This window comes from Olivibacter sp. SDN3, from assembly GCF_014334135.1.
Taxonomy (GTDB): Bacteria; Bacteroidota; Bacteroidia; order Sphingobacteriales; family Sphingobacteriaceae; genus Olivibacter.
This window is the reverse complement of record NZ_CP060497.1, coordinates 2932037-2957274: the sequence shown is the minus strand read 5'-3', so window position 1 is coordinate 2957274 and position 25238 is coordinate 2932037. Positions and strand designations below refer to the sequence as shown.

The 25238-nt window shown below is 41.9% G+C and carries 13 protein-coding genes; all 13 read right to left on the bottom strand.

Features of this window, described 5'->3' with window-relative positions; all coding sequences use genetic code 11:
• Window positions 1–13: 13 nt before the first annotated feature.
• Entirely contained in the window at window positions 14–2761 is a 2748-nt protein-coding gene (locus tag H8S90_RS12180) for an alpha-L-rhamnosidase (protein WP_187342779.1), read from the bottom strand.
• Window positions 2762–2767: 6 nt separating this feature from the next.
• Complete coding sequence (locus tag H8S90_RS12175; protein WP_255501928.1) at window positions 2768–5584, bottom strand: glycoside hydrolase family 2 TIM barrel-domain containing protein; 2817 nt, start codon at window positions 5582–5584, stop codon at window positions 2768–2770.
• Window positions 5585–5611: 27 nt separating this feature from the next.
• Window positions 5612–7465 (bottom strand): six-hairpin glycosidase, encoded by a 1854-nt coding sequence (locus tag H8S90_RS12170; RefSeq protein ID WP_187342778.1) that lies wholly within the window; start codon window positions 7463–7465, stop codon window positions 5612–5614.
• Between the two features lie 155 nt (window positions 7466–7620).
• Window positions 7621–8589, bottom strand: a complete 969-nt coding sequence (locus H8S90_RS12165) for a glycoside hydrolase family 43 protein (protein WP_255501927.1) — start codon at window positions 8587–8589, stop codon at window positions 7621–7623.
• Window positions 8590–8659: 70 nt separating this feature from the next.
• Window positions 8660–10063, bottom strand: a complete 1404-nt coding sequence (locus H8S90_RS12160; RefSeq protein ID WP_222852296.1) for a glycoside hydrolase family 140 protein — start codon at window positions 10061–10063, stop codon at window positions 8660–8662.
• A gap of 15 nt (window positions 10064–10078) precedes the next feature.
• Entirely contained in the window at window positions 10079–13207 is a 3129-nt protein-coding gene (locus H8S90_RS12155; protein ID WP_187342777.1) for a DUF6298 domain-containing protein, read from the bottom strand.
• 28 nt (window positions 13208–13235) lie between these two features.
• On the bottom strand, window positions 13236–14873 hold the full coding sequence (locus H8S90_RS12150; RefSeq protein ID WP_187342776.1) for a polysaccharide lyase: 1638 nt from the start codon (window positions 14871–14873) through the stop codon (window positions 13236–13238).
• 281 nt (window positions 14874–15154) lie between these two features.
• Window positions 15155–15550 carry a hypothetical protein gene (locus H8S90_RS12145; protein WP_187342775.1) on the bottom strand — a complete coding sequence of 132 codons (396 nt, stop codon included), beginning with the start codon at window positions 15548–15550 and terminating at the stop codon, window positions 15155–15157.
• 42 nt (window positions 15551–15592) lie between these two features.
• Window positions 15593–17611, bottom strand: a complete 2019-nt coding sequence (locus H8S90_RS12140; RefSeq protein ID WP_187342774.1) for a RagB/SusD family nutrient uptake outer membrane protein — start codon at window positions 17609–17611, stop codon at window positions 15593–15595.
• Window positions 17612–17631: 20 nt separating this feature from the next.
• A complete protein-coding gene (locus H8S90_RS12135) occupies window positions 17632–20877 on the bottom strand; it encodes a SusC/RagA family TonB-linked outer membrane protein (RefSeq protein ID WP_187342773.1) in 3246 nt (1081 codons plus the stop codon).
• Between the two features lie 99 nt (window positions 20878–20976).
• Complete coding sequence (locus H8S90_RS12130) at window positions 20977–21672, bottom strand: DUF3826 domain-containing protein (protein WP_187342772.1); 696 nt, start codon at window positions 21670–21672, stop codon at window positions 20977–20979.
• 526 nt (window positions 21673–22198) lie between these two features.
• Window positions 22199–23326, bottom strand: coding sequence for a hypothetical protein (locus H8S90_RS12125; protein WP_187342771.1), 1128 nt, complete (start codon window positions 23324–23326; stop codon window positions 22199–22201).
• 177 nt (window positions 23327–23503) lie between these two features.
• Entirely contained in the window at window positions 23504–25219 is a 1716-nt protein-coding gene (locus H8S90_RS12120; RefSeq protein WP_187342770.1) for a RagB/SusD family nutrient uptake outer membrane protein, read from the bottom strand.
• Window positions 25220–25238: the final 19 nt, after the last annotated feature.

The following is a 25238-nucleotide window of genomic DNA, read 5'->3' as shown; positions in this document are numbered from 1 at the left end:
ATCTTATTATTATTCATTCCATGGTAAATGAGTAGGTTCCTGCTACGACTTCAAAGATGATCTTTCCATCGGTCGTTTTTATATACTTTACCCCTTCTGCATTTGCTGCCGGTTTTTTATTTTCCATGACATGTTCCTCCTTATTCGTTGGAAAATATAGGTGGGCTTTTGTATTCGGAGGGATGGTAACCTTCCAAATAATCCCCTGCCCATCTTTCTTCCAACTACTGCTTATCTTTCCGTGTAACGACTTATAAGAAGCTTCCGCCCAAAGCATGGGTATCTCAAAATTAGGCTGCATTTCGATGGTTTTAAACCCCGGCTGCAAGGCCCTTATTCCACCAACGTGCTCAAAATACCATATCAGCAAGTCACCCAATAACATTACATGGTTTTGTGAATTCATATTTGGATTAGCTGTATTGCCATTCCATAATTCCCAAATAGTAGTTGCTCCATTTGCAGCCATATACCCCCAGCTTGGATAGGTCGTATTTGTAGCCAGTTGAAACGCAAGATCAGGTCTCCCGAAATTGCTCAAGCCACGCATGATCCACTGCGTACCGATCACGCCGGTACTGATATGCCTTTGATTATCATCCATTTTTTGTACAAGCTGCTGAAAAACAGCCTTCTTATCCTCTGCAGGTACGATATCATAGACCAAGGGCAATAAGTTAGCTGTTACGGTATTGTTACTATATTGTTTTATTTGAGTATCGAAGAATTTTTGATTGAAAGCTATTTTCATTTTTTCAGCCATCGCCCGGAAAGTTGCTTCATCCTTTTCAGCCCCTAACAGTTGAGCAAACTTTTGCATAAGCTGCAGCAGATGCAAGTATGTCGACGATGCCAATAATACTCCATCGGTTTGTCTTGTTGGATCGCGGGAGTGAATCAGTTCTGCTGATTCAGGCGGCACACACCAATCACCATACTTATCTTTTGTAATCAGTCCCTCTTCCGTATAATTATCACGCATATAAAACATCCATTTTTTCATGGAAGGGTAGTGCTTTTCGATCACTCGTTTATCTGCATACTGCCTGTACAACATGTCGGCCACCGTAAGGTAAGTACCCGGCCAGGTTACATTATCGCTATAGTAATGCCAATAAGCCGGGGCAACATCTGGAATACTGCCATCACTCATCTGTGCTGCCTGAATATCATCCAACCACTTCGCATATAGTTTAGCATTGTCAAACATAAAACTTTCACCATATGCGCCTGTAGTACGATCGCCCAGCCAAGGTTGCCGTTCATTTCGCTGCGGACAATCTAACGGCATCCCCTTATAGTTCCCGGCAATACCCCAAAAGGCGTTTTGATAAAGCCGGTTAAGTGTAGCGTCACTACTTTTGAACTTTCCTGTAGTTTCAAGCGCATCATATACAACCATGCCTTCAAAATCAGCTAAGGAAGGTTGACCTGGATAGCCTGTTATTTCTACATAACGAAATCCATGGTATACAAACCGAGGTTCCCAGTTTTCGTGGCCATTTCCCTTTAAAGTATAGCTATCCGTCACTTTAGCATCCCTTAGATTCGCAACAAAGAGACTTCCATCGGGTTGGAGCGATTCGGCAAAACGCATTTTCACCTGTGTTCCGGCCTGCCCTTTCACATGGATTTTTATCCATCCAGTCATATTCTGCCCCATATCCAAGACATATACCCCCGGACTTTGCTGATGGATATGCTGAGGTTTCAAGGTATCCATCACTTGCATAAACTCACTCATCTGGGCACGCGGCATCCCTCCCGGTGCCTGCACAAACTCAGCTTTTAACCAAGCTTCATCATTATATCCCACCTCGTTCCATCCCATCAATTCTTTCTGGGCGTCATATTCTTCGCCATCATACTCATTGTTGGTGCGAATAGGGCCATCTGCAGTAAGCATCCAGGAATCATCGCTGCTGATATAATCACTCGTTCCGTCTGTATACTCCACCTCTAAATTAAATCGCAATTTAGGATAACCAAAAGTTTTGATTTTATATGGTTTATAAGCCTGTCTCATGGCATAATACCTTCCATTACCTAAAATTACACCCAACGCGTTCTTTCCCGATAGCAAGGCATTCGTTACATCAAAAGTATTATACTTCACGTCCCTCGTATAATCCGTTGGAGCCGGGGCCAGCACCTGCTGACCAATCTTCATCCCATTCACATAAAATTCATAAAGTCCTAGCCCAATGATATAGGCCGTTGCCTGTTTAATGTTTTTTTTTGCTTCAAACTCTTTTCGGAAATATCTGGCCGACAGCCGCGAGAATTGATCTTCCCGATCCCATTCAAAAGCACGGTCAAGACCAATCCATCGACCTTTCCAGTCATTATAGTTTAACAAACCGACACTCCAATACGCCACATCACTCCATGCTGTTTGGCCATCACTACTCCATACCTTGACCCGCCAATAGCAGCGATCGCGACTACGAAGTATTTTTCCTCCATAAGATATATGTACGCTACTGTCGGTTGTTATTCTCCCTGAATCCCAATAATCGATTTGATTTTGCTTCAAACGTTCGGGGGACGACGCCACCTGAATCTGATAAGCGACCTGCTTAAGTCCTCTCTGATTACCAACCAGTTCCCAACTTAGCCTTGGTTGCTGTACATCGATCCCCTGGGGGTTGTTAAGCAACTCGCAGCGTAGATGCGTGATACCAACCTGACCCGCAAACACCAAGGTTGCCGGTAATGAAAGCCATACAATGAAGAATATATGTGTAAGTGCTTTATACATATGCGCTTATTTAGAACTAAAATCAAAATACAAGGTTAGTTCTTTTGCCCTACTGGGATCCTTTTCGTAATCATAAAAAATATTCTTTTTCCCCATCGGCCCGGTGTTTTCCCTTTTCTGTGTTTTGGTACCAATTCCTGTTATGCCCTGCATAAACGAAATATCTCCGGAAGGGAATATTAAATCATAGTTTTTCCATGGATCTTCCTTATATGCCGGTGTATACAAGCGTAAGAATGTGTCTTCATCAGGTGTTACCACTCTGAAGGATTGATTTTTTAATTCCAGCTCGCTCCAATACATCTGCGCGTGATATCCCTTAAATTCAGGATAAAGCCAAGGAGCTTCTCCCGTTTCACTATCATTATAGGCTTTACTCCAAACGCCAAAGGCCTGTCCCCTCATTCTGTTTTTCCAAACCCGGTAGGGTCCGATTCCCATATATTTTACCCCCAGTATTTGGTCTTCAGGCAGCAAAAAATTAAGTCCAACAAAATCTGTAAAGTAATCTCCGGGAAAATAACGAACAAACAGCTTCACCCAGCCCGAGGGGTAGACCGTCCACTCAAGTGTGTTATAGCTCAATTTTTCGTCAAATGTGGAAGTAATCATCAACTGATCTCCTTCTTTACGATGAGTAAAACCCCTAAAATTGTTTTCTCCCTGTTGTAATACCGGACCACTATTAAAAGGAATATCTCCCTCCTTATTACTTACTTTATGTAAAACGCCAGTGCGGTTATTAATATGGAGAATGATTTCGCCAGCCTGAACAATATATAACGAATCGCGTTCTTCTACTTCCACGGCATTATTACCTATTGTATCCACTAATTGCCTAATAAGGTCTTTTGGCTGACTAATAGGGTAACTCCAAGTAAATAGTTCATTTTTATGAGGATCGGTCGCCGTCACATATAACACGTCAAAATTTTGCCAATTAGTTGGAAGTTTAAGCTTTAAATTACCCTTTTGTAAGGGTTTAATGTCTGGTGCAGGCGCTTCCCCCATTAAAGAGTCGATCGGCTCCGCCTGTTCGTTCCACCTTTTTATCTTCCAAGTAAAGGCGCACTGATTCAGATTGGTAAAAGCGTATCTGTTTTCCATCTCAAAGGTACCATCGAAACTCGGTGTTATTGCCCTTTTCTCGATGAACACAGGGCTCCATATTTCTTTAATAGCAAAAAAACTAGCCTCCTTTTCCCTATAGGGTCCTACGATACCATCCGCTCCATGATTGCCGTCAGTATCGATCGAGTCCTTTCTATCCGTACGCACCACACCCTGATCAGCAAAATCCCATAAGAATCCCCCCGCAGACCGTGGATCATGCCACATATGCGTCCAATAATCTTCCAAACCAGCCCCATGACCACCGTCATACATGCCATGAAGAAATTCGGTAGGCATAACAATTTCCCGACCATTGTTGTAGTTTCCGATGCCGTAGTTGTATTCACGGTAATGTTGTGTCTCAATCCCTCCAAAGAGTTGCCATGGATGAACCACTGGCCGCTCTTGTATGTCTTCTGCTAAAAAAATACTATCCAAATCAAGATTATGCCCCCCTTCATTGCCATTTGCCCAAATCACGATGGATGGATGATTTTCATCATGAGCCATCATTTCCTTCAACAATTTAGTACCAATAGGTGTATCATAATGTCCATGCCATCCTGCGAGTTCATCCATCACGAAAAGCCCTAAAGAGTCGCATATATCCAAGAAATGACCATCCGGTGGATAATGAGACATACGAACAGCATTCATATTCATCTCTTTCATAAGTTTCACGTCGGCAATGCTGATTTGTTTACTCGTAGTACGTCCCGAAGACGGCCAAAAAGCGTGGCGGTTTACTCCTTTAAATTTCATTTTCACACCATTGACATAAATACCATCTCTTTCACGCACCTCCACTGTTCTAAACCCGAAACGCTTTTTTTCCCGATGAACCAATTCATTCCCTGTATATAATTCAAACACTACTTCATATAAATTAGGAAATTCTGACGACCACAGAGCAGGTTGACTAATTTGCGTATGCAAAAAGATCTCATTTTGTTCCGAGGTGATTTTTTGTAAAAATGGCGTTCCAATAGGTTTGCCCTCCAATGAATAGATCTGGCCTTTCACCTCATCGGCCGAGGTGTTCAGCTGTAAGTTTGCGCGAAAATCACCATTTGCCCTGGCATCTAACGAGACCCTCTCTATATGCGTTTTAGGCAATACTTCTAGCCAAACAGGCCGAAAAATACCGCCAAAAATCCAAAAGTCAGCTTTTCGCTCGGCATCGTTAACCGACTCATTTTCTGAATGTTTAGACACATTAACTTCTAGTATATTCTCCTTACCAAAATGTAACAGTTTCGAAATATTATATCTAAAAGCGTAGAAAGCCCCCTGATGTACCGGACCTGCCAATTGACCATTCACCCTTACTTCAGCATCGGTCATCACGCCTTCAAAAACGATATTTATATGTTTTCCTTCCCAAGATGATGGCACCTGAAAAGTATGTTTATATTGCCCCTTTTCTTTGCCCAACTTCTCGCTTTTATCAAAGCCATAATTATAGGTTCCAAAACCCGCTAACTCCCAATTGGAGGGAACCGGGATCGTGGTCCATTTGCCGGAATTACGCCCCTCTGTGCAATAGAATTGCCAATCTACCTGGTTATCGTTTCCTGTGCCGGATAAATATAGACGTGTTGTTTCTTGTGCGGAAGCTAAGTTTGCAAAAAAAAGCAATGCTAAACAAACAAGCACGTTTAGGGTAGGTACTATTATTTCCTTCGTTATTGTATTACTTATTGATTTCACCTGGTAAGCATTTATAGGAGTTCTATTTTAGAATAACTTTTTAGCTTTAAATTGTGTGATATAATAAACTGCTTCTTTGGCAGGTATCCCGCTTCCTTCCAAATCATAATCCTGATCGGTTGGTGTATCAGCATCCGGAAAGCGCCGCACCTCTCCTGTTCTGAAGGTAACTCTATTGATCTTTGCAATTGGAGCAAAAAATAATTTAGCACCTTTCTGCTGACCGTTTACAGCGATTGTGTAGGAACGGGTGTTCACATCAAGCACAAGCTTAAAATCATAGCATTCATTAGTTTCATACTGCGTTAAACCTGCATTTCTGTAACCCGCCTTGGTTTTAATCAAACTGTCGGCATCTATTATGATTCTCGCTGCTGCCGAGCCTTTATCATCTAAAAATTCCACTTGAAGTATACCGTGATCCACCTGTGCCGGTATTACCGAAAACTCCACTTGGAGGTTTTTACTTTCAGGAACCACTCGCTCAGCTTTGGCATAATCGTATGGATCTTTGTCACGTAAGGTCAGTGCTTTTTCACCATTAGGAGCGGCTTCTATTTTGGTAGTTGCCCATAATGGGCTATAGAGATTCCAGTTATTCAACTCCTTTCCTATGGGCATTTTCGAAAAAACCTCTTGCACACTGCCATCGACGGCAGCTACGATAGGAACCGGTATTTTGGCTACCCACATATCTTCCTTATTCATACTGTAGGTTACCCACATATTGTTCCCAGGTGGCTTTCCATTTCCCTCCAGTATACCGCGCACATATTGTGGCCCATACGATTTATAATTTCCTCCATAACGCATAGACGTTATTTCTCCATTTACCAATAAAAGATCTTTATATTCCAAGCCATCATCACTTGTCGATATCGCTAGCGGCCACCGGAATTCGGATGGATTATATACGGTAGCATAACGACCATCGACAGTTTTTTGTCCCCATATTTTAGCATTGCTATTTACAAAGCCCGGGGCCCGAAGCGCATCATAGGCCCATGATTTACCACCGTCATTACTGATGGAAGTAAGTGCATGCTTCCATAAGCCGACCACCCTACCATCAGGCAGATGATAATAACTGAACGCCTTGATACTTCGCTTAAGTGGGATTAAAGGATCGTCTCTGTCTGCCTCTTCCACCCATTGTTGCATCATCAGGGGCTGGGCCAGCACCTCTTCGCACGCATCTACAAAACCTTTCTCGTTGCTGTCGGTATAAAATGGATAAGTCGACTGCTTTTTATCCCACGAGGCGTTGTACCGAATGAAATAAATCGGACCAAATTCTCCATTACCCTTTACTTCACGCACGACGCGTCCAATGCCATTTCCATCATTTGGATCATCTTTAGCATCCATCGCTATGCCATAATAACCCAGTATTAATAAGCGATTGCTTTTGGAGATATAAAACCCCATCCGTTGATGCATTACGGCGTCCAAGTTCTTAGCTACTTTATCCTGTCCGGTTTTTTTCCAACCATCAGGTACTTTATACGGTGGAAACACAATTACTGGATCAGACCATTCGTAGCCATCTTTAGATGTTTGTAACAAGGTCTGGCCTGGAGGAATATGCTCGCCAATTGGATTACTCAGGTACTCCAAAAAGAAAGTATCCTTCCAGTAGGCTAACATCGGCTGGTGATTATAGGTCCAATTGTGTCCACCCGCTAATTTAGCCTGCTCTCGATTAGCCCGAAACACCTGTATATTATGTACCCCTACTACGGGACGTAGTTGTCCGTGATGATAATCCACACTGGATAAAGTGGTACCCGTATATTTTACAGTATCTTGTGCTACCGTAACTTGCTGCAACATGCAGGTTATACTGAAAAGTACTATCGTTGTTTTTAGTTTGAGTGACATTTGTTTGTTCTTCTTTTATCCAATAATGAAAGTAACCAACAACTATTGGAGCGATCTCATGAGCGCCCCTGAAAACTGAGTTTTGCTAATAAAATTTGCAGCTTTAACGGTTCTTCCTCCGACCATTTATATTTTCCTAACTATCCATCCATATATTACCGCGTTTGTTCTGTTTCCTTCTTCAATCTTTCCAGAACCTTTTTACTCGCTTTGAAAATGGTGCCATGCTTATGCCCTTTCGGAATACTAACTTCATCATCAATCGCCTTAAACTGTTTAAAATCTTCTGTAGCTATAACTTTATATTTTTCGTCGCCATACGAATCAAAGTAAATTAAATATTTCTTTCCTGCTTTCACGACCGTCGGTCCTTCTGTTTTCATTTCGGAAAATGATTCAGAAATACCATGATATGAACCCTCGGCTTTCTCCGCGAAAGCTACTTTTAGGTTACGATTCGGACGAGTATTATCTTTTAGCACAAGCACATAATCTTTTGGCTTTCTTTTGACAATAACGGCATCAATTACACTAAAACCTGGATCGAGAAATAAAGTCGCTTTACTGAACGATTTAAAGTCTTTGGTTGTCGTATAATACATTCGGTGGTTATTCTCTTCTTCCTCTTCTCCCTTCTCAAATCGATGGGGAATGGTTGACGCCCAGATGATGATATATTCTTTTGTTTCATCATCATAAAATAGTTCTGGTGCCCAAACATTAACGGTTGTTGGTTCATGCTCCATCACCGGGATAAAACGTTGCCCAGACCAGTTTATCAGATCTTTCGATTCTGCATAACCAAAACCTTTATCCCCCTTCCAGCTACAAGTCCATACTAAACGGAACAAGCCATCTGGACCACGAACGATAGATGGATCGCGCATCACTTTCTCTGTACCGACTGTTGGCTTTAGAAATACATAATTTAAATCATTCCAATGATAAGCATCTTTACTATATAATAACCGTAATCCCTCATCCGCAGGCTCGTGGAAAGATGTAAATAGGTATATATCTTTAGAGCAGGAAGATAAAATCCCTGCAAGCATTACCGATATCACGTGTTTTAATGATAAATGATGTGTGATGAGTGGAGCAAGCTTTTTATAATTCCTAATCATTTCAAATACAAATTGAAAACTCTTTTCTTTAAAACATTTATAATTCAGTGTTTCTAATCCATCATTAGAACTAAATCGTTTCAAGCACCAAAACCCAATCATTCCCTTCCTGCTCGCCTCCAGGTGCTTCAAAAGCTTGAATGCCTTCGTTGGATACTTCACCCATCGGTGTATATTCGCCATTACGGGGATCGAACCAAGAAACCTTCAATTTATTAGCCGATAATTTATTTATATTAACTTTAATAGTTCCCCCATTGTAGGTATAGATTAACGCGTAATCCTTACCCCGAGTAGCCGCTTTATAATCATACCCTTTGCCATTATCTACAAGGAGCGACTGATCTGGTATACGATCAAAAAAAGACTTCGAGAGCATCAACTCTTTTAGGTATTGCATTTGTCGAGCACCCGGGTGATCTATCGCTTGTTGCCATAATTCCGTAGCTCCATAGGCCGCCGTTGAATCGTTATCGCTTTCGTTCAGGAACTGCATCACAGAATTATCACCATAAGTAAAGCCGAAAGCACCGGAAAACACCGACCAGTACGCATATCGGCGTACATCTTTATCCGTCCACCGAGGTTCCTTCGGGTCGTGTAATCCTTGCGGAATTCCTTCATAAGACGGTTCACCATCAATGGTCGGTTTCGTAGGTTTCAATTGATAATCACCTTGCACGAAGCGCCAATTATCTTCACCATAATGATTGGTTTCATTCGCGGAAGTATCTTGATCATAGCGTCTATGTCCCGACTGGAACATATTGAAATCTAACCAAGGTTCTTTATGAAACCATTCGGAAGACGTAGTACGCCCTCTTGGATGAAAGGTGATAAGGTGATTGGAATCAAGTTGGTTTAAGGTATTTCCTATCGTTTTCCAAACTTGAATGGAGTCACTTCCTTTTAGATCACCTCCATTTAACCAGATAATATTTGGAGCAGATGTGTAGCGATTGGCAAGGAAACTAGCGTAGGCCTTAGCCTGCTCGGTGGTAACCCCACCTTCTTTTACGTTAGTGCCCCAAATGGGCACTAAGGCTAGATAAATATCTTTTTCGGCTGCTTTTTTAACAGCATAATCCACCAATTGCCAATAAGTGCATTGCGTGCTATCCTGTTGTGTTGTATCTCCCAGCAAGGGTTTGGAAATATCTCCTTCTTCTAGGGCAGAGCTACCGTAAGCATTTTTGGCCGTTAACGTGTGCAAAAGCATTACCTGAATCACATTATAACCTTTCTTTTGTCGATCCTCAAAGTATTGATCAATTTCTTTTTTCGTCAACTTACTGAATAGTAACCAGCCTGTATCACCTAACCAAAAGAAGGGTTTACCATCTTCAGTCATTATAAAACGTTCATTATCCGAAACCTTCAACCGTTGAAAGGGTACATCCTTTTGCTGTTTATCGCTACAAGCGAACATGCATAGAAAGGCAAATAGGATAGCACAGGTATTAACTTTTATCATAATTTACATTAAATATTAGGTATGGTGTAACCATACGATGCTTTGATTAGTGTCTTTCAATTTTACGGTGTGCTTCTTGCCGGCTTCTACTTGTTGCCCATCAATAATTTCCCCCGTGACGGGGTCAATATAGCTAACATCATATCTTCCCTTTGCCTGAGATAGGTCAAATTCAATTTCGTGCATCCCTCTTGTATATACAATTTGCTCACCCTCTTCACCACGAAGAACATAAAACCCATCTTTTTCACTTGTTTGTGGTTTCATCTGTGCAGCTGCAGTCAAAAAGGCACGGGGCAACGCAGGTGGAATGCTCGCCAATGACCCACCCCCCATAAATATAGCCCAGCCATTACTTTCAGCGCCATTCGCCGAATAAATAACCGCTTTATCTGGATAACGTTCACGGTAAGTCGAAACGGCTTGGTATACTTTTTCGAACGAAGTCTTTTTCGGCTTAAATAATCGCGCTTGTTGCCGCGGTGCTAAATGTTGCCCTCCCTTTGGTTCATAGGTAGTCCCATCCGCCTGTTCATACCAGTAACGAATATCTATTACATCTATAATATGGTTCCGTTTCGTATCATTCAACACCTCATCCTGTACATCTTTTGTGGTGCTTAATCCGATCAGTGCTCGTTGTTTATTTTCGCTTTCCCACTCATCAATTACATCCAGCCAAAACTGAACAAAGTGCAAGGGGCCCGTGTATTCGGCACCGGTTAGCTGAAGTACTCCCTTATTTTCCTTGAAATTATCTAAACACTTTCTTATATAAGCCCGATGTATCGGTACGCGATCTTTATTAGAAACATCATAAAACTGTGCGTCCATAAAAATCCGTTTATCACCGGCATAGGGTGGTGGTTCGGGAAACCCGGTGTGGTTTATATTATTGGCCGTCCGCCAGGGGAAGTCAGCATAATGCGCTCCGGCTTCAAGGATATTGTGTTGAAAGTAATTTTGATGTACGAAAAGGATGTCCTGCGCTTCCGCTAGATCAGCAAAGCTTTTTAGTCTTGACCAATACCATTGGTTATATTTTGTTAAATCATACTGACTTAAACCATCCCAAGCTTGTCCTTTCCCGCTCCGCGCATAGGGCAACTCGTAAAAAGGAGGCCACACATCGCCATCCATACGACGTATACGCTCGTGATCATCCCTTCTCCTATCATACCAAAGTCCGTAATTATGCTCGAAAGCAACCACGTGATGCCTCTTTAAAGTGTCTATCACGGCTGGCAAATCATCCGTTAAACCATGGCCAGTTTGTCCTGGTACAAATCGCGTGACATGAGGACGCGCCTTCTCCAGCCCATATCTACGTGAACTACCGTTCCACCATTGCACATCTTGTCTTTTCCCTATCAATACGCCCCTTTTTCCAACAAGCCAGCCATTTTCCAAATGAACAGCCGACGTATCCAATGTGTTGGATTTCGGAACAATTGCAGCAATCACCTTTACATCATTCGCTTCCAGGGAAATAGGTGTTCGCTGACTCGCTTGGTCAATAAATTCGCTTAAGGTAAGCTGCCGCTCACCGGCTAATTGTGTTAATTTTTTGGCGACTTCCACAGACGGACTACTAGAGGCTTCTGTTTCAACAGGCATCAAGTTTGTCCTTTTTTCAGTGGCAGCATTGCCCAAACGCTGCCTTAACTGTGCATAATACAAGCTTTGCGGTTTAATATGCTCATTAGAATGCTCCCAATAGCCGTCTCCCACAAAATGTGCCCAAGTACCGAAAGCCCAGTTCTCTGCTGTTGGCGGTTGATAACATTCAACACGTGCAGCAGCGCACTGCCAAAAAACGCTATTTGCTGCGGCCCATCCCGCACCACTTCCATCTTGTTCTAAATTAGCAAAACGTAGGGCTTGCCCATCTATCTCCACGCCGTCGAACAGGTTGCCCGACGACCAGCTATCAATCGCTCCACTATAGCTGAAGGGCTGGTAAGCATGACATTGTACAAAAACATTTGGTCCAGCAGCCATAAACCCTACGGCGAAGTCATGATACCCGTGCTCTGCATATAAACGCTGAAATAGTATTTGCTGCCCATTGGTAAAGAATGTGTGCCGTCTTTGTCCCCCAATTTCGGAAATGGGATCTAATGATTTACAATCTTCTACGGTAATACGTCTGGCGCTTTCTGTTACATATACCGCGGAACCGGCAAAATGTTTAAAATTTACCTGGCGAACCCAAGCATCTTGCACATTTTCCAAAGTAATGGCCATCCACCGATGGTCCTCATCTTTGGGGTTGTCTATATCATAACTGGATTGCAGTGTAAGGTTTTCAACCCCTATATCATGAATACGCCCCACCTTGCTGTACGAGGTTACCGTTGTTTCTCCATAGCTTTTGTCCAAAGCTGTTGTAATCGGGGCATCCAAGTAAACCCTATTGTCTTCAATATTGGTTATTGTTCGATCCCAGTAAATATCCCTTTGGCCGGGCTTCCAACCTAATGCGGTAATGCCTCCACCAAAGTGCCCCGTTCCCAATTTTTCAATCCATTGTTGGTTGGATGATCGATGAATGGTAATGGCATCCCCTACTTGAAAACCTTGCGTATTATTCACTTCCACATATTGTGCGTTAACCGGTACATATGGACTTGAAACCTGTGTCGTGTAACCTTTTATACGCTCTTCGCCACCTAGTATCTGTACCAATGTCTGTCGATCTTTTCCTGCACCTATTAACAAGGTGCCATCTTCACCTGTGCCGCTACCCCGAATCACAATTCCTGAATTACGAATGCGCAAAGTACCATTTACCTCAAAAGTTCCCGATTCAAGCAGTACAGTTCCTCGATAGCCGTTACCATCCATTGGTAAGGCGCTCAAATAATCAATTGCCGATTGGATTATTTCCGTAGCATCGCCACTGGTTTGCTTAATCACTGCGCGCGCATCAACATCAGGGATAGCCTCTTCACCGGCTCGATAACCGCTGTAGGAAAAATCAGGAATTCGGTTACCTAAGCTATCGGGAGTATAACGAAGAGTATCGTTTTCATAAACCAACGGAGATTGTTTTTCCTGGGCATAAAGCATGTTACCCTCACCTAAGCACCAGGCAAAGGCAAGGGATAACACACACCAACTACTAAAACCACTATAAACCATACTAACCAATCTAACGCATTACTGGACGTTATTTCTTTGCTATTACTGGAGCAACGGTTTCCTCCTTCACTAAACTATTTAAATAATTTTCAATATTTGTATATCCATTATCTGCATATTTTGATGCATCAGCTGGATCGTTTGCATTTAAACCACTGTTTTTTTCCCATTCGTCTGGTATACCATCTCCATCCGAGTCGTTATAAGGTACACCTTTATAGTCTGGGTAACCGCCCACTTGATCGACCGTAGTTATAATACCACTTTTATAAGAGTCTTTCGGTAACCGCCGATGTTCAAACTCTTCCGTTGGAAGTTGTACATTTTCGGGATACTCCGGTTTACCTGTGCGTACTGTACGAACAATCCGAGCATCTACAGCATCTTGTTTAGGCAATTGGGCACCTACGTTATTCAGCACATACTCATAGGCCTCCCCTGCATCTAATACACTAAATTCAGGTTTTGCAAAGGGTTGTCTTGCGCGGATATATTCCGTATATTCTGCTGCATTTGGCAGTGATTCTATCTGCACGCCACCATCCCAATTATCAGTTGTTACCTTTTCGTTGCCTTCTACAATATTCCCCTCCACGTAAGCCCTTCCATAGGTTTTCTCTGCAAGCTTACTTCTACCAGCCTCTGGCTTCAAGATACGAAAAGCTAGTCTAGAATCCATCGGTGTTGCAGGACCCGGTTTGTAGTAATTATTAATAATGTTGAATTTAGCTTGATAATCTCCTCCATCAACATTTCTGTGTACCCAGTTAAAAATGATATTGTTCGCAAAATTAAATACGCCATTCCATCCTACAGACGGATTTCGTCCGGCGTTATTTGCCCAAAGATTTCGGATAAATGAGCAATTCTCCCCTCCCAATGTGCTGCCAAAAGAGTGGTTCCAGGTATCAAGCGCTTCGGAAAAGATTGAATTTTGTATGGTAATATTTACGGTTCCATATTTTTTGTCGGGGCTATCGGTTCCATCATCATACATATGTCTATAAATAGACATATTTTCATCCAAACCCCAACTTGCAGATACGTGGTCAATAATAATATTCCCTATTGGATTTCCTCCAATAGCATCATCTCTGCGCCCTACCCAGGTTTCTCCCCGTCGAAAACGCATATACCGAATGATGACATCATGCGTATCTATCCAAACGGTCTCTCCTGCCACACAAACACCGTCTCCAGGTGCCGACTGGCCAGCAATTGTGATATAGGGGGCGCGAATAATTAAAGGACTTTTCAAGCGTATGATTCCTGCAACATTAAAAACAATTGTTCGAGCCCCACCCTGTTCACATGCCCAACGCAAGGTACCTGGTCCGCTATCTTCCAAGCTTGTTACGACCAACACCTTTCCTCCACGACCTCCAGGGGTATAGGCACCGCCTCCTTCTGCCCCAGGGAAAGCTAACAGATCAGCCTGCGGTAAATCATCCGGTCTGCTCGCCCATGGCACATATGGTCTTCCATTTTGAGCTTCTTGCTGTACAATTGGCCAAGCTTTCTCCCAGGCATGATCGGATGATTCTTTCGCCTTATTCAGAAGTGAATCACTGGTCTGCTTCACATCTTCCGTAATTTTTGGATATTGGGCATAAGTGGATGTTACTATTCCGACCCAAAGGGGAACTATCAAAAACAATCGCTTCATAAAAATCAGTTAGCATCTTAAGGCTTCATAACAAAAAACTACAATATCGTATAGTTTTGAGCCTTGGTTAATAATATAGCTCAAATATAGCCCATATTTTTGTTTAAATTTTATATGATTTTAACGCTATTATATAGGATATTATCATACGTAAGTTTATTATTTTTAACTACTTAAATGATGTTTTAACTAAAGGTCTAAAAGATTTAAAGGCTTTAGAATCCAAACTGCTGTAATTGAAAAGTGCTCTCGTTATTGATGTGAATCTATTAAAATGCTTATCAATATCCAGCGTCTATTTGGATATTTGGTTCATCGCCGATAACCACGTTATATAAGGTAAGATCGGTAGAATACGTTGTACCACGACTCACGATTTCTCCGCCATCATAAACAAGGATATCAAAATTCTCATAGCTAAAGTATGGGCTATTAAAATTCACCGTATAAATACCTAGAGGGATCGTACCCAAAATACCGGAATCAAACGTGTCGTCATCTGTTTCGAATGTATAGGTATTGGTGCCGTCTGTAAAGGTAATTATCCATTCATTAAAATTACCGGAGTGCGGCAAAATAATATCAATCTCCACGTCCTGCACGTAACTGTGCCTGAAACTACTTAATACAACAAAACTGAGTACCACTAACGCGTTCATTATTCTTTGTGTTTTCATAATTTAATTGAATAAAAGGTTAAAATCTTTATTGATTGTTATTTATTGCAAGGGATCAAAAGTACCCATACCGTTAAGGCCATTCCATCCCTGTGTTTGTTCCAGATATGGAGATGTATTTAAAATATTTTGATGAAGCCCAAAGAAATAGTATTCATCAAACCATTGGTAAGTCCACGCCGGCGTAGTGTTTATCGGATCTAAATCATCTTTTTCAACTATTTCAAAATAATTATCGTATAGATAGTCTAAATATTCTTCCTGATTTTCAATACCTGGGGGGAAGTCTGTGGGCTCACGATCAATCACGATGCTGCCATCCTGCCCAGACCGCATTGGGTCATCGTTACCCCTATACCGTGTACCATCGTCGTTCTTCACTACAAAAAAGTACCCTGTCCTCCGAGTACCATTTAATGCCTGATCTTGTAACCCCAAACGGGCGGACGTAGGACTATTGCCATCAAACAGCATCCAACGCCTTAGATCCCAATAACGATGTCCTTCATACGCAAACTCTACTCGCCGTTCATTTAAGATAGCCGCAAATAATTCGTCTCGCCCAGTAGCTGTCATGCCATAGTTCCCATCAAGATTTTCCACACCGGCACGTTCTCGGATAGCCCTGATACCGTCTATTCCTTCCGCTAACCTGCCGGTACCGATAGCGCTTTCTGCTAAATTCAATATGACTTCAGCAAAACGGATTTTCATCACATCCGTGCCACTCTCTTCAAAACGGCCACTCGCTTGTGTATTCGACGCGTTCGGATCAGAGGCCTTACACAAATATATCCCGCTAGCATTCGGCCCGAGTGTTTCTGTATTAGCGTCAGGTGTTTCATCGAAATCGGCACCATTATACCATCTGTAAGACCATTGTATGTAATTTGGGTTCTCCCTATATGGCCATGTAGCTCCATTATAAACAAAGGTTTTATAAAAGCGTGGATCGCGATTTTTATAGAACTTTTGAACATCATAAGGATAACTGGATTGGCCTGGCATTTTCCCATCTCTCATTGGAAAAGCTTCAACCATTTGTTTGGTAGGTGATACCGACCCCTCCCCATTCAGTTCTCTAGGGCGAATGTTACGCTCCCAAAAATTATTCTTTTTGATATTGTCAGCAGTTATATTGTTAAAACCATATACCATGACCGCTTCCGGATTGTCAATCTCTTCAAACCACATATTACCCCAAGCTTCTCCGTTCGCGAGATTACCCTTTTTATATAGTCCAAAACCATTGGCCTCCAATAGATCTTTGGCCTCACTATTTGCTACGTAGGCTCGTTCCCACCGCGCTGCGTCGTCATTCCGGTTAAATTGCGGACTAGCCCAGGTTAGTAACACTTTTCCCTTTAGCGCCGCAGCTGCACCACTGGTTATCCGGCCCCAACCTGTGCCATCCCAACGGCCAGGCAACATGCTCATTGCTGTATCTAAATCGGCACAGATCTGATCGATACAGACGGAAGTAGGGCTTCGTGGTACGGAATTTTCTTCGGTATTCTCAACGATCGGATTTTGTGGTGTTAATACTATAGGCACTCCTCCATATAGACGGACAAGATCAAAATATTGCCAAGCTCGCCAAAAATAAAGCTGCCCTTTAAGTGGTGCGGTCACGTCGGGCGTTAAACCATGTTCATCGATTTCGTCCAAAAAGAGGTTAATTTGTTTAAGACGGGTCCAAGTATTATTATTGATACCTCCTGCCATTCTAGTGCCGAAATACTGCAAAGCGTGATTTTGGACGAAAGAAATCTGTGCCCAAGGCTGATTAAATTCATTCTGCCCAGCTAATTCTTCAGTATTTTGACTGAATTTATTACCGTCTACGGCCAATTCCCAATATAACGATTGACCGTTTCCGTCCTTAGGCAAGAACATGCCGTAAATGTAGTCTACATAGGCTTGAGCTAAGTTTGGATCTTCATAAACCTGTTCATTTACGCCTGTAAAATCTCTCTTTTCCTGCAAAAACTCATCCTTGCAAGACGCTGCAACAGCTACTACACAAAGGGCCAATAATTTTATGTTGAAATGCTTTTTCATAATGAATAAGTCAAGTAGGTCTAAAATGTAAGGTTAAGTCCAAAAGAGTAGGTACGCAAATCAGGATATGCATCATACGCTGTACTAGGAGCCTTAAAATTAAATGGATTATAAAAATACATCGGATTTATGCAGGTAAAGTAAACTCTGGCGTTACTAACTTTTATCGCCTCGGTGATCTTCGCTGGTAGATTATAATTGATATTAAAATTCTGCATTTGTAATCTGAAGGAGCTTACCCGCCAGAATTCAGACGTCGGATTTAGGCTGATTTGGTTCCAATGTGGGTTTGGGTAATATCCCGTAGGATTTAAAATTGGGTCATAAATATCATTCCAGAAAACTGGACGGCTCTCATATATCGTACTGATGTCATTATTAATTTTAGAACGGGAGTTGCCATCGAATTCGGCCCATCCGCCAAAAGATCCACTAATGACACAGGACACACTGAGTGATTTATATGATGCCCTCAAAGTCATGCCCAAATTATAAAGGTTGGATTGCCGGTTAGCTAATTTCACCTGGTCGAAGTCGTCGATTATGCCATCCGGCGCGGCAAATGTTCCATCAGGCTGAAGAGGTCCTCTTACATCGCGGTAATAAAGCATTCCCGGGCGTAAATTTTCAGCATTAACCCCAAAGACCTGCGTGATATTATACTGGCTCACATATGCGTCAACCTCCTCTTGTGTATGGAACATGCCAAGATAATCGTAGCCCCACACCCCATTATCATTGGAATGTCCAGGTTGTGCGATCCACGGAAAGGCTAAGTCCTGTTCGTTAAAATTCCCGACCCTTACTTTATTATCAGACCAACTAAATCGTAAATCTACACCATAAGTAAAATCTTGACCGATATGATCGTTCCAACCGGCTCCCAATTCAATTCCAAACATATCAACCTCTCCAAAATTTTCAGCTGCTACGGATCCACCCACTGAGATTGGAACATTGCCTGTACGATTATCCAAAAGATTCAATCCTCTGTTATAGAAACCATCAATATTTGCCGATAAACGATTATCTAGAAACCGCATATCAACACCGATGTTGTTTTTATATTCGTCGCTCCAAGTGGCGTCCCTATTGGGTGAAGCTTCCATCTTCATTCCCACCGATGAGTTCTCGTTACCCCCAAATACGGCTCCATTTCCTACATCATAGGTGTAACGTTGACGCCATCGCCAGGGCTGGGTATCATCTCTTCCCATTTTACCAAATGAGTAACGAAATTTTAAGAAATTGATTCCACTTGCGTTAAAAAAATCTTCTTCGGAAATCACCCAACCTGCAGAGAGCGAATAAAATAGCCCCCAATAATTCTCTGGTGCAAACTTGGTAGACGCGTCACTCCGAATCAAAACTTCTGCCAAATATTTGTCTGCATAACTGTAATTCAATCTTCCTATATACGAAAGTGATCCGGCTTCATAATCTCGTGTATCCCCATCAAACTCACCGAAGGCCTCTCGGAACGATCCTGTGGTGGTTAAAAGCGGGTTTTCACGCGATACACTTTGTCTTTGAGATTCAGATTCTGCCTTTTCTACGCTGAACAAGCCGCTGATGTCATGTTCGCCAAATTTACGTGCGTAATTTGCCGTAAAATTCAACTGGTAGGATTGCGCATTTTCATTAATGTAGGATATTGCATTGTCGTTATTGACATTTATCTCGCCATTTACTGTAGCCCCATCATAAATATGCCTATTCTGTCCCAATCGATCAAAAGTATACAAGGTGTAACGCGTTCCAATTCTCCGTGTCATCCCACTGCTCATGTTTCTTCCGTAATTCACGCGGGCTGATAGTCCCTCAACGAATGGTATCTTGTATTCAGCGTTAAGATTTACAGTCATTCCTTTGGTAACACCCTTTGACAGGTTATTAAGACGCTCAATTTCGTAAAAATGGTACCGGGAGAGATCATTGCTGCCACCGGGCACTCTAACCGGGTAACCATCTACATACATAGGAATATACCGTGGTGTATTTATCAATGTCTGGTAATCATGATTATCGACTTCGTTGGTCACCTTATTCCACGTCTTCGTATTATCCGCATAATTTCCCGAAACCTGTAGGCCCACTTTAAAATTATCGGATACCTGTACATCCGTTCCCGCCCTGAAATTCCAACGGTCATAGGATAATGTAGCTAAGTTTCCATCCTGTTCAAAATAGGTTATGTTAACAAAGTAGGTTGCGCGCTCACTTCCTCCAGAAGCATTAACGGAGTGCTGTGTAGTATAAGAAGAAGACCATGCCGGTTCCAGCCAATCGTGATTAATTGTTTTAAAATGTTCCAGCTCGTCTTCGCTGAAAAAATTATTTTCTCCGGGATTTAAATTAGCACCATAGGGGCCGTTCATAATATTTACGTACTGTCCAAAATCATAAGCGCTCAACATCTTCGGACGGTACATTTCGTCGTTAATACCGTATGTCCCACTGTAATTTACACGGGGAGCTCCCGTTTCTCCCCGCTTCGTGGTAATAAGCACAACACCGTTAGCCGCCCGGGAACCATATATAGCTGCAGCGGCATCTTTCAGGAAACTTATACTTTCAATTTCGGCTTGCGTTAAGCTATTAAATAAGCTATTATCCGGTTGACCTTGAGCATCCACTTGAATAATACCGTCTATCACATATAAAGGCTGTGTTGTCCCTCCGTCTTTAGCAAGTGTTGAAGGGTTTCTCAGCTGCAACGTTGCGGGCACTCCTGGGCGTGAGGTACCACCACTAACATTCAGCCCCAAAACGCGTCCCGCTAATCCGGCAGCAACATTACTGACAGGAAGATCCTCTATATCTTTCATATTTATAGTCTCAACGGCCGCGGTGAGGTGACTTTTACGCTGGGTGCCATAACCGACAACAACTACTTCGTCCAAACTGCTATTATCTTCCTGTAGTACGATATCAAGATTGCGTTCCCCTCCGACAGCTATTTCACGTTTCACATAGCCCACATAAGTAAAAACCAATGTTTCGTTTCCCGTCGGCAAATTGATTCGAAAAACGCCTTTCTCGTCCGTTGTCGTGGCAGTTTGCGTGCCTTTGATGGTTACACTTACACCAGGTAGTGGCTCACCTTTTTCATTCTTTATTGTTCCCTGTATATTTACCCGTTTTTTAGACGAAATGCCTGATATTGCCCGTACGTCAGGTGCCAGTAACATAAAGCATATTGCCAATAATAGGATATAGAGCCTGTCTCTGGCAAAAATGTTGATTTTTAATAATGAAATGTTCATAAAGGTTAGTTAAAAAATGTATAATAACGTCAGGTAAAAGTGGATTTTTCTATATTAACGGTTACTGCCATTTATCTTCGATATGTCCTTTTCTCTCGCTTACCTTTCCTTCAACTTCTTTTCCCATTCCTCTCGCGCTTTTTTAGTTTCGACACCTTCAGCAGATAGATAATTGTTGATTTTACCTTTATACTTACCAAACCAGGCGTGCTTTTCTTTAGCAGAACCGGCGTCCATAGCTTTTTCCCGGGCTTCAGTTAAATAATCGAGTATTTGCCGTTGTTGCTCTGCTGTTAGTTTCGGTAACATATCCAGGTAATTTTTGTATGTAATGGGAAGTACGTTATAAGTCATTTCATCTTTCACCTTTTCTACCTGACTTTCTGTTAAGTGGCGATTTAGCTTTCTCAAATACCTATGGTGTATTTTTTCCCTTTTCTTTTCAGAAACGACATCAAGTTGGTCCATTAAATATTCTCGCTGATTGTTATCGGCGTTTTGCCCAATCGCTGCTCTTTTATCGGAGTAATCGGCATCAATATCATTCAAATCCCGATATTGTTTTATGATAATTTTTAATACTTTTGAATGTTTAGGTTCATCCAAGCTAAGTTTGTTAACGATTTTTTCTGAACGCGCTGTAATGGCCCTTGTATATTCATCGTCATCGTTTCCCAGAGTAGCTGCCGACGCCAAGTTCATTTCCCGAAAAAAGAACACGGTTACAAGCAGTACCGATATTATCAATAAAAATTTTCCAAACATATTCATTTCAAGCAATTTAAATAATGTCATAGCAACACTTTATATGGATAAACGTGTCTAAACCACTATATAAAAACGAAAAATATGTATCGGTCTATAATCTAATATTGGCTATTTCGATTAGTGGTTAGTTAACACAAATATGGAAGATCAGCAAGCTAAATTTTTAGCAATTATTATCTTATTACTGTAGGATATTAGCATATAGTTATCAATTTAGACGTTACCGGTAAAGACTGTTGAGTCTCCTATCTTAATTTTACGGACATCAAGTTCATGTTAAGCTCATCTTTTCCGGCTCAGTATACTTCTTCGAGTAGTGTGACTTTTTCATTTGATTTCAGGATCGTATAGAGATGGAAATCTAACAAAGAATGAGAGATCAGTAATTAATTACAACTCACAAGTATAAGGAATCTGATAAATTAGTTCCATCTCCTATATAGCTATATAGGATAAAACACCTTCATTATATTCATAATCCGATCTCTTAATTTTCTCCCTAAATTTCAAATGCGATCAATGTGCTAATGCTCTTCACAATTTTTCATCATGCTTATTCCTGCCAAGCCAACGAACACTTTCCAATTGCATAAAAATTTTTGTCTTCAAGTTTCATCATAGCTGTATATACAACGGTAAATGTCCCGTCATCTTCTTCAATAGCACATAGCGGTGTCCTAGTGTGATGGTCTCCCGGCATTGCCCATCGGTTCTTCTGTGATTGTACTTTAACTCTTGTTTCTTTACTCCAATGAAGGCCATCTAAAGAGAGACTGTAACCAATTTCATGATCGCCAAATGAATCGTATATCATCAAGTAGCGCCCATCTTTCATTTGTGTCACTATTTCATTTTCTGTGAATACTTCCGCCAACGAAAGTGGATTAAACCCTTCCGGCATCCTTTTCCATGGCCCGCTCAGTTTTGATGCAAAAGCAAGACCTGTAGGCCACTCTCCTCTGGGAACATGATTGTGTCCGTCATAAGGAGAATACCACATATTACCCACTTTATAGGGGTTAAAGCATGCAACCGCCTGCTCGCCTTCCCAATGCTGAGTATTTTCATCGGGTTTCATGACAATGTTCATGTCAGCATATGGTCCAGCAACGCCCTCTCTACCAAGCACTATCGATCTGGCTCTCCAAATGTTACCTTCGTAATCGTTACCTGTGATTTCGCCTCTCGTTGAGTCGCCAGCTCTATAAGCTACGTAAAAAATATTCCAGGCATTTTCTTCTTCATTAAACACTACGCCTGTAACCCAAACTTCGGCACGAGGATTTGTATGGGTTCTTCCAGGAACGCTTTTCACTACTGTTGAATGTCGTTCCCAATTAGCGGCATCCGTACTAGTCCAATAAGATATTCGGAGATCTCGGTGCGGACGTTCAAACATCTCATTGACGAACATATGGTAAACATCATTTACTTTTACAATCTGCCCGGTTTCAAAACCCGACTTATTGTTACTTTCCAAAACGTCGGGATGATCTGTTCCGACAACAGGACCTATGTGCTCATCGACTATTTTTAAGGTTTTAGCATTCGTTTCTCCACGCTCACCTTTCGGAATTCCACTGAGGGCCGTATGCTGAGCTGACGATTTTCCGTTACAGAAAAACGCAAAAATCAGGATTGCAAAAACTTTCAATAGCGTCTGCTGCTTTTCACGGTTCATATAATTTACATGTTAAATTTTCGCTTATCAATGGCCGTGTTCTTTCCGGAAGATTGAAATATCTTGCCTCGTTCATTTTCTCTTTTAATAAAAATGATATATTACCTTTTACTCCCCGTGAAGATCTATCACCCAAGACCCTAAATAACGATGATCAACAAAAATCAGCCATATCGTTCAATAGCCTGGGTTTTGACCGAACTCATCCCCATTTAATAATACATCTATATCTTGCTGAGGTACTGGCCGCAAATAATGATGTTCTTGAAAATTGAGGATATCAGGATTCAATCTCGTAATTCTATCGCCAAGCGTTCTAGTTCTCTTTAAATCAAACCATCGTTGATATTCACCACAAAACTCCCGTGCTCTTTCGTCCAGAATAAAGTCTAAGGTTATATCTGCAGCACTGACTTGCATTTCCGCCAAACTATTGGTCTCACTGTTGGCGGCTCGCGTACGGATCACATTTATATTATCTACTGCAACGGCTAGGTCGCCCAACTGAAATGCAGCCTCTGCCGCAATCATATACATTTCAGCGAGACGGATTACTATTAAGTCCAATACTCCTGCCTGCGAATTGACGCTCGACCTAGTAGGGTCCATAAATTTTTGAAGCACCGGATAATTGACTCCTGCACCGGGGTTGACACGTCCGTTGCCGACATTATACACACTATCTCGATCCACCACGGTATAAGGTAGCATGTGTTTATTTGGCACATCGTCTTTGGTTACATAGAGCGCAGTATCTATTCCTGGCCGCATGGTATAACCAATGATACTGGGATCCTTTCCGTTGGCTACTGCGTCTTCCCGCGTCCATGTGTAAGCTTGATTACAAATCCAAATTTCTCTAAAGAAGGCATTGTATCGAGCATCGTAATTGTTGTCGAACATATCTAATAGCGCCCTCGTCGGCATAACCCTACGCGTGCCATCATGGCCATATTCCATACTCATTTCCAAACCAATCTTAGCACTGTAATTCATATGAAAAAACGAATGTGTGCGATTGGCATTATCATCCAAATTCAGTGCATTATTCGTTGAGTTACTGATAACATACAATGCCTCCTTATTCTGCCGGTTATTTGCGGGATCGAAAATTTCATGGGGACTGCTCCATAGGGAAACCTGAAATTCGTTTTGGCGTTCGATAACCGCTGTTGCTACTTCTTGCGCCCGTTGAAAAAATTCCTGACCACCATCAGGATAGTAGGCCCTAGACAGGTAAGCTCTGGCCAACAAACCGAGTGCTGATTTTTTTGTTGCTCGACTGTATTCGGCCCCATGACTATTCGGTAAATGTTCGGCAGCAAAAAGCAAATCCTCAAAAATCAAGTCATAAAATTCATTTACAGGACTTCTTATTGCAGTCAACTCGGGCCCATCCACCTCCTCTGTTCGAAGGTCTACTCCCCCCCATGTCTCGACGATATGCCAATTATAAAACGCCCGCAAAAATCGTAATTCGCCCAATCGCGCATTTTTTTCCGACTCGTTGGTAAAGCCCGCTTCTTCAATGCGGTTGATACCTGCATTACATTGGTTTATTCCTTTATACGCTTCGCGCCAGATTGTGCGAAGTTGACCAGTATTACCCGGGGTAAGGCTAGCATATTTAGTTATTTGGGCACTTCTATCTGAATTTGCATCGGGTAACCACAAATCCGTTCCGGTTTCAAATGCAAATATTCCATCTTCTTTCTGGTAGAGTGACGATCTTTGGAACACATAAGCACCGTTTACCGCTGTAATAAAACCTTCAGGGCTTGTCCAAATTGCATCTGCCGTAGACCCTGAAGGATTAACTTCATCCAAATTACAAGAGGAAGTTAAGAAACACAAAGAAATTGCCGATAGGTAAAAATATTGTACTTTTTTCATCTGTATAAATTTATTTTCA

Bases quoted from the DNA above. Each gene is read 5' to 3' on its own strand.
- H8S90_RS12130 (WP_187342772.1), bottom strand. From the start codon at position 21,672: ATGACATTATTTAAATTGCTTGAAATGAATATGTTTGGAAAATTTTTA.
- H8S90_RS12170 (WP_187342778.1), bottom strand. From the start codon at position 7,465: ATGTCACTCAAACTAAAAACAACGATAGTACTTTTCAGTATAACCTGC.
- H8S90_RS12145 (WP_187342775.1), bottom strand. From the start codon at position 15,550: ATGAAAACACAAAGAATAATGAACGCGTTAGTGGTACTCAGTTTTGTT.
- H8S90_RS12140 (WP_187342774.1), bottom strand. From the start codon at position 17,611: ATGAAAAAGCATTTCAACATAAAATTATTGGCCCTTTGTGTAGTAGCT.
- H8S90_RS12150 (WP_187342776.1), bottom strand. From the start codon at position 14,873: ATGAAGCGATTGTTTTTGATAGTTCCCCTTTGGGTCGGAATAGTAACA.
- H8S90_RS12125 (WP_187342771.1), bottom strand. From the start codon at position 23,326: ATGAACCGTGAAAAGCAGCAGACGCTATTGAAAGTTTTTGCAATCCTG.
- H8S90_RS12165 (WP_255501927.1), bottom strand. From the start codon at position 8,589: ATGATTAGGAATTATAAAAAGCTTGCTCCACTCATCACACATCATTTA.
- H8S90_RS12160 (WP_222852296.1), bottom strand. From the start codon at position 10,063: ATGATAAAAGTTAATACCTGTGCTATCCTATTTGCCTTTCTATGCATG.
- H8S90_RS12135 (WP_187342773.1), bottom strand. From the start codon at position 20,877: ATGAACATTTCATTATTAAAAATCAACATTTTTGCCAGAGACAGGCTC.
- H8S90_RS12180 (WP_187342779.1), bottom strand. From the start codon at position 2,761: ATGTATAAAGCACTTACACATATATTCTTCATTGTATGGCTTTCATTA.
- H8S90_RS12155 (WP_187342777.1), bottom strand. From the start codon at position 13,207: ATGGTTTATAGTGGTTTTAGTAGTTGGTGTGTGTTATCCCTTGCCTTT.
- H8S90_RS12120 (WP_187342770.1), bottom strand. From the start codon at position 25,219: ATGAAAAAAGTACAATATTTTTACCTATCGGCAATTTCTTTGTGTTTC.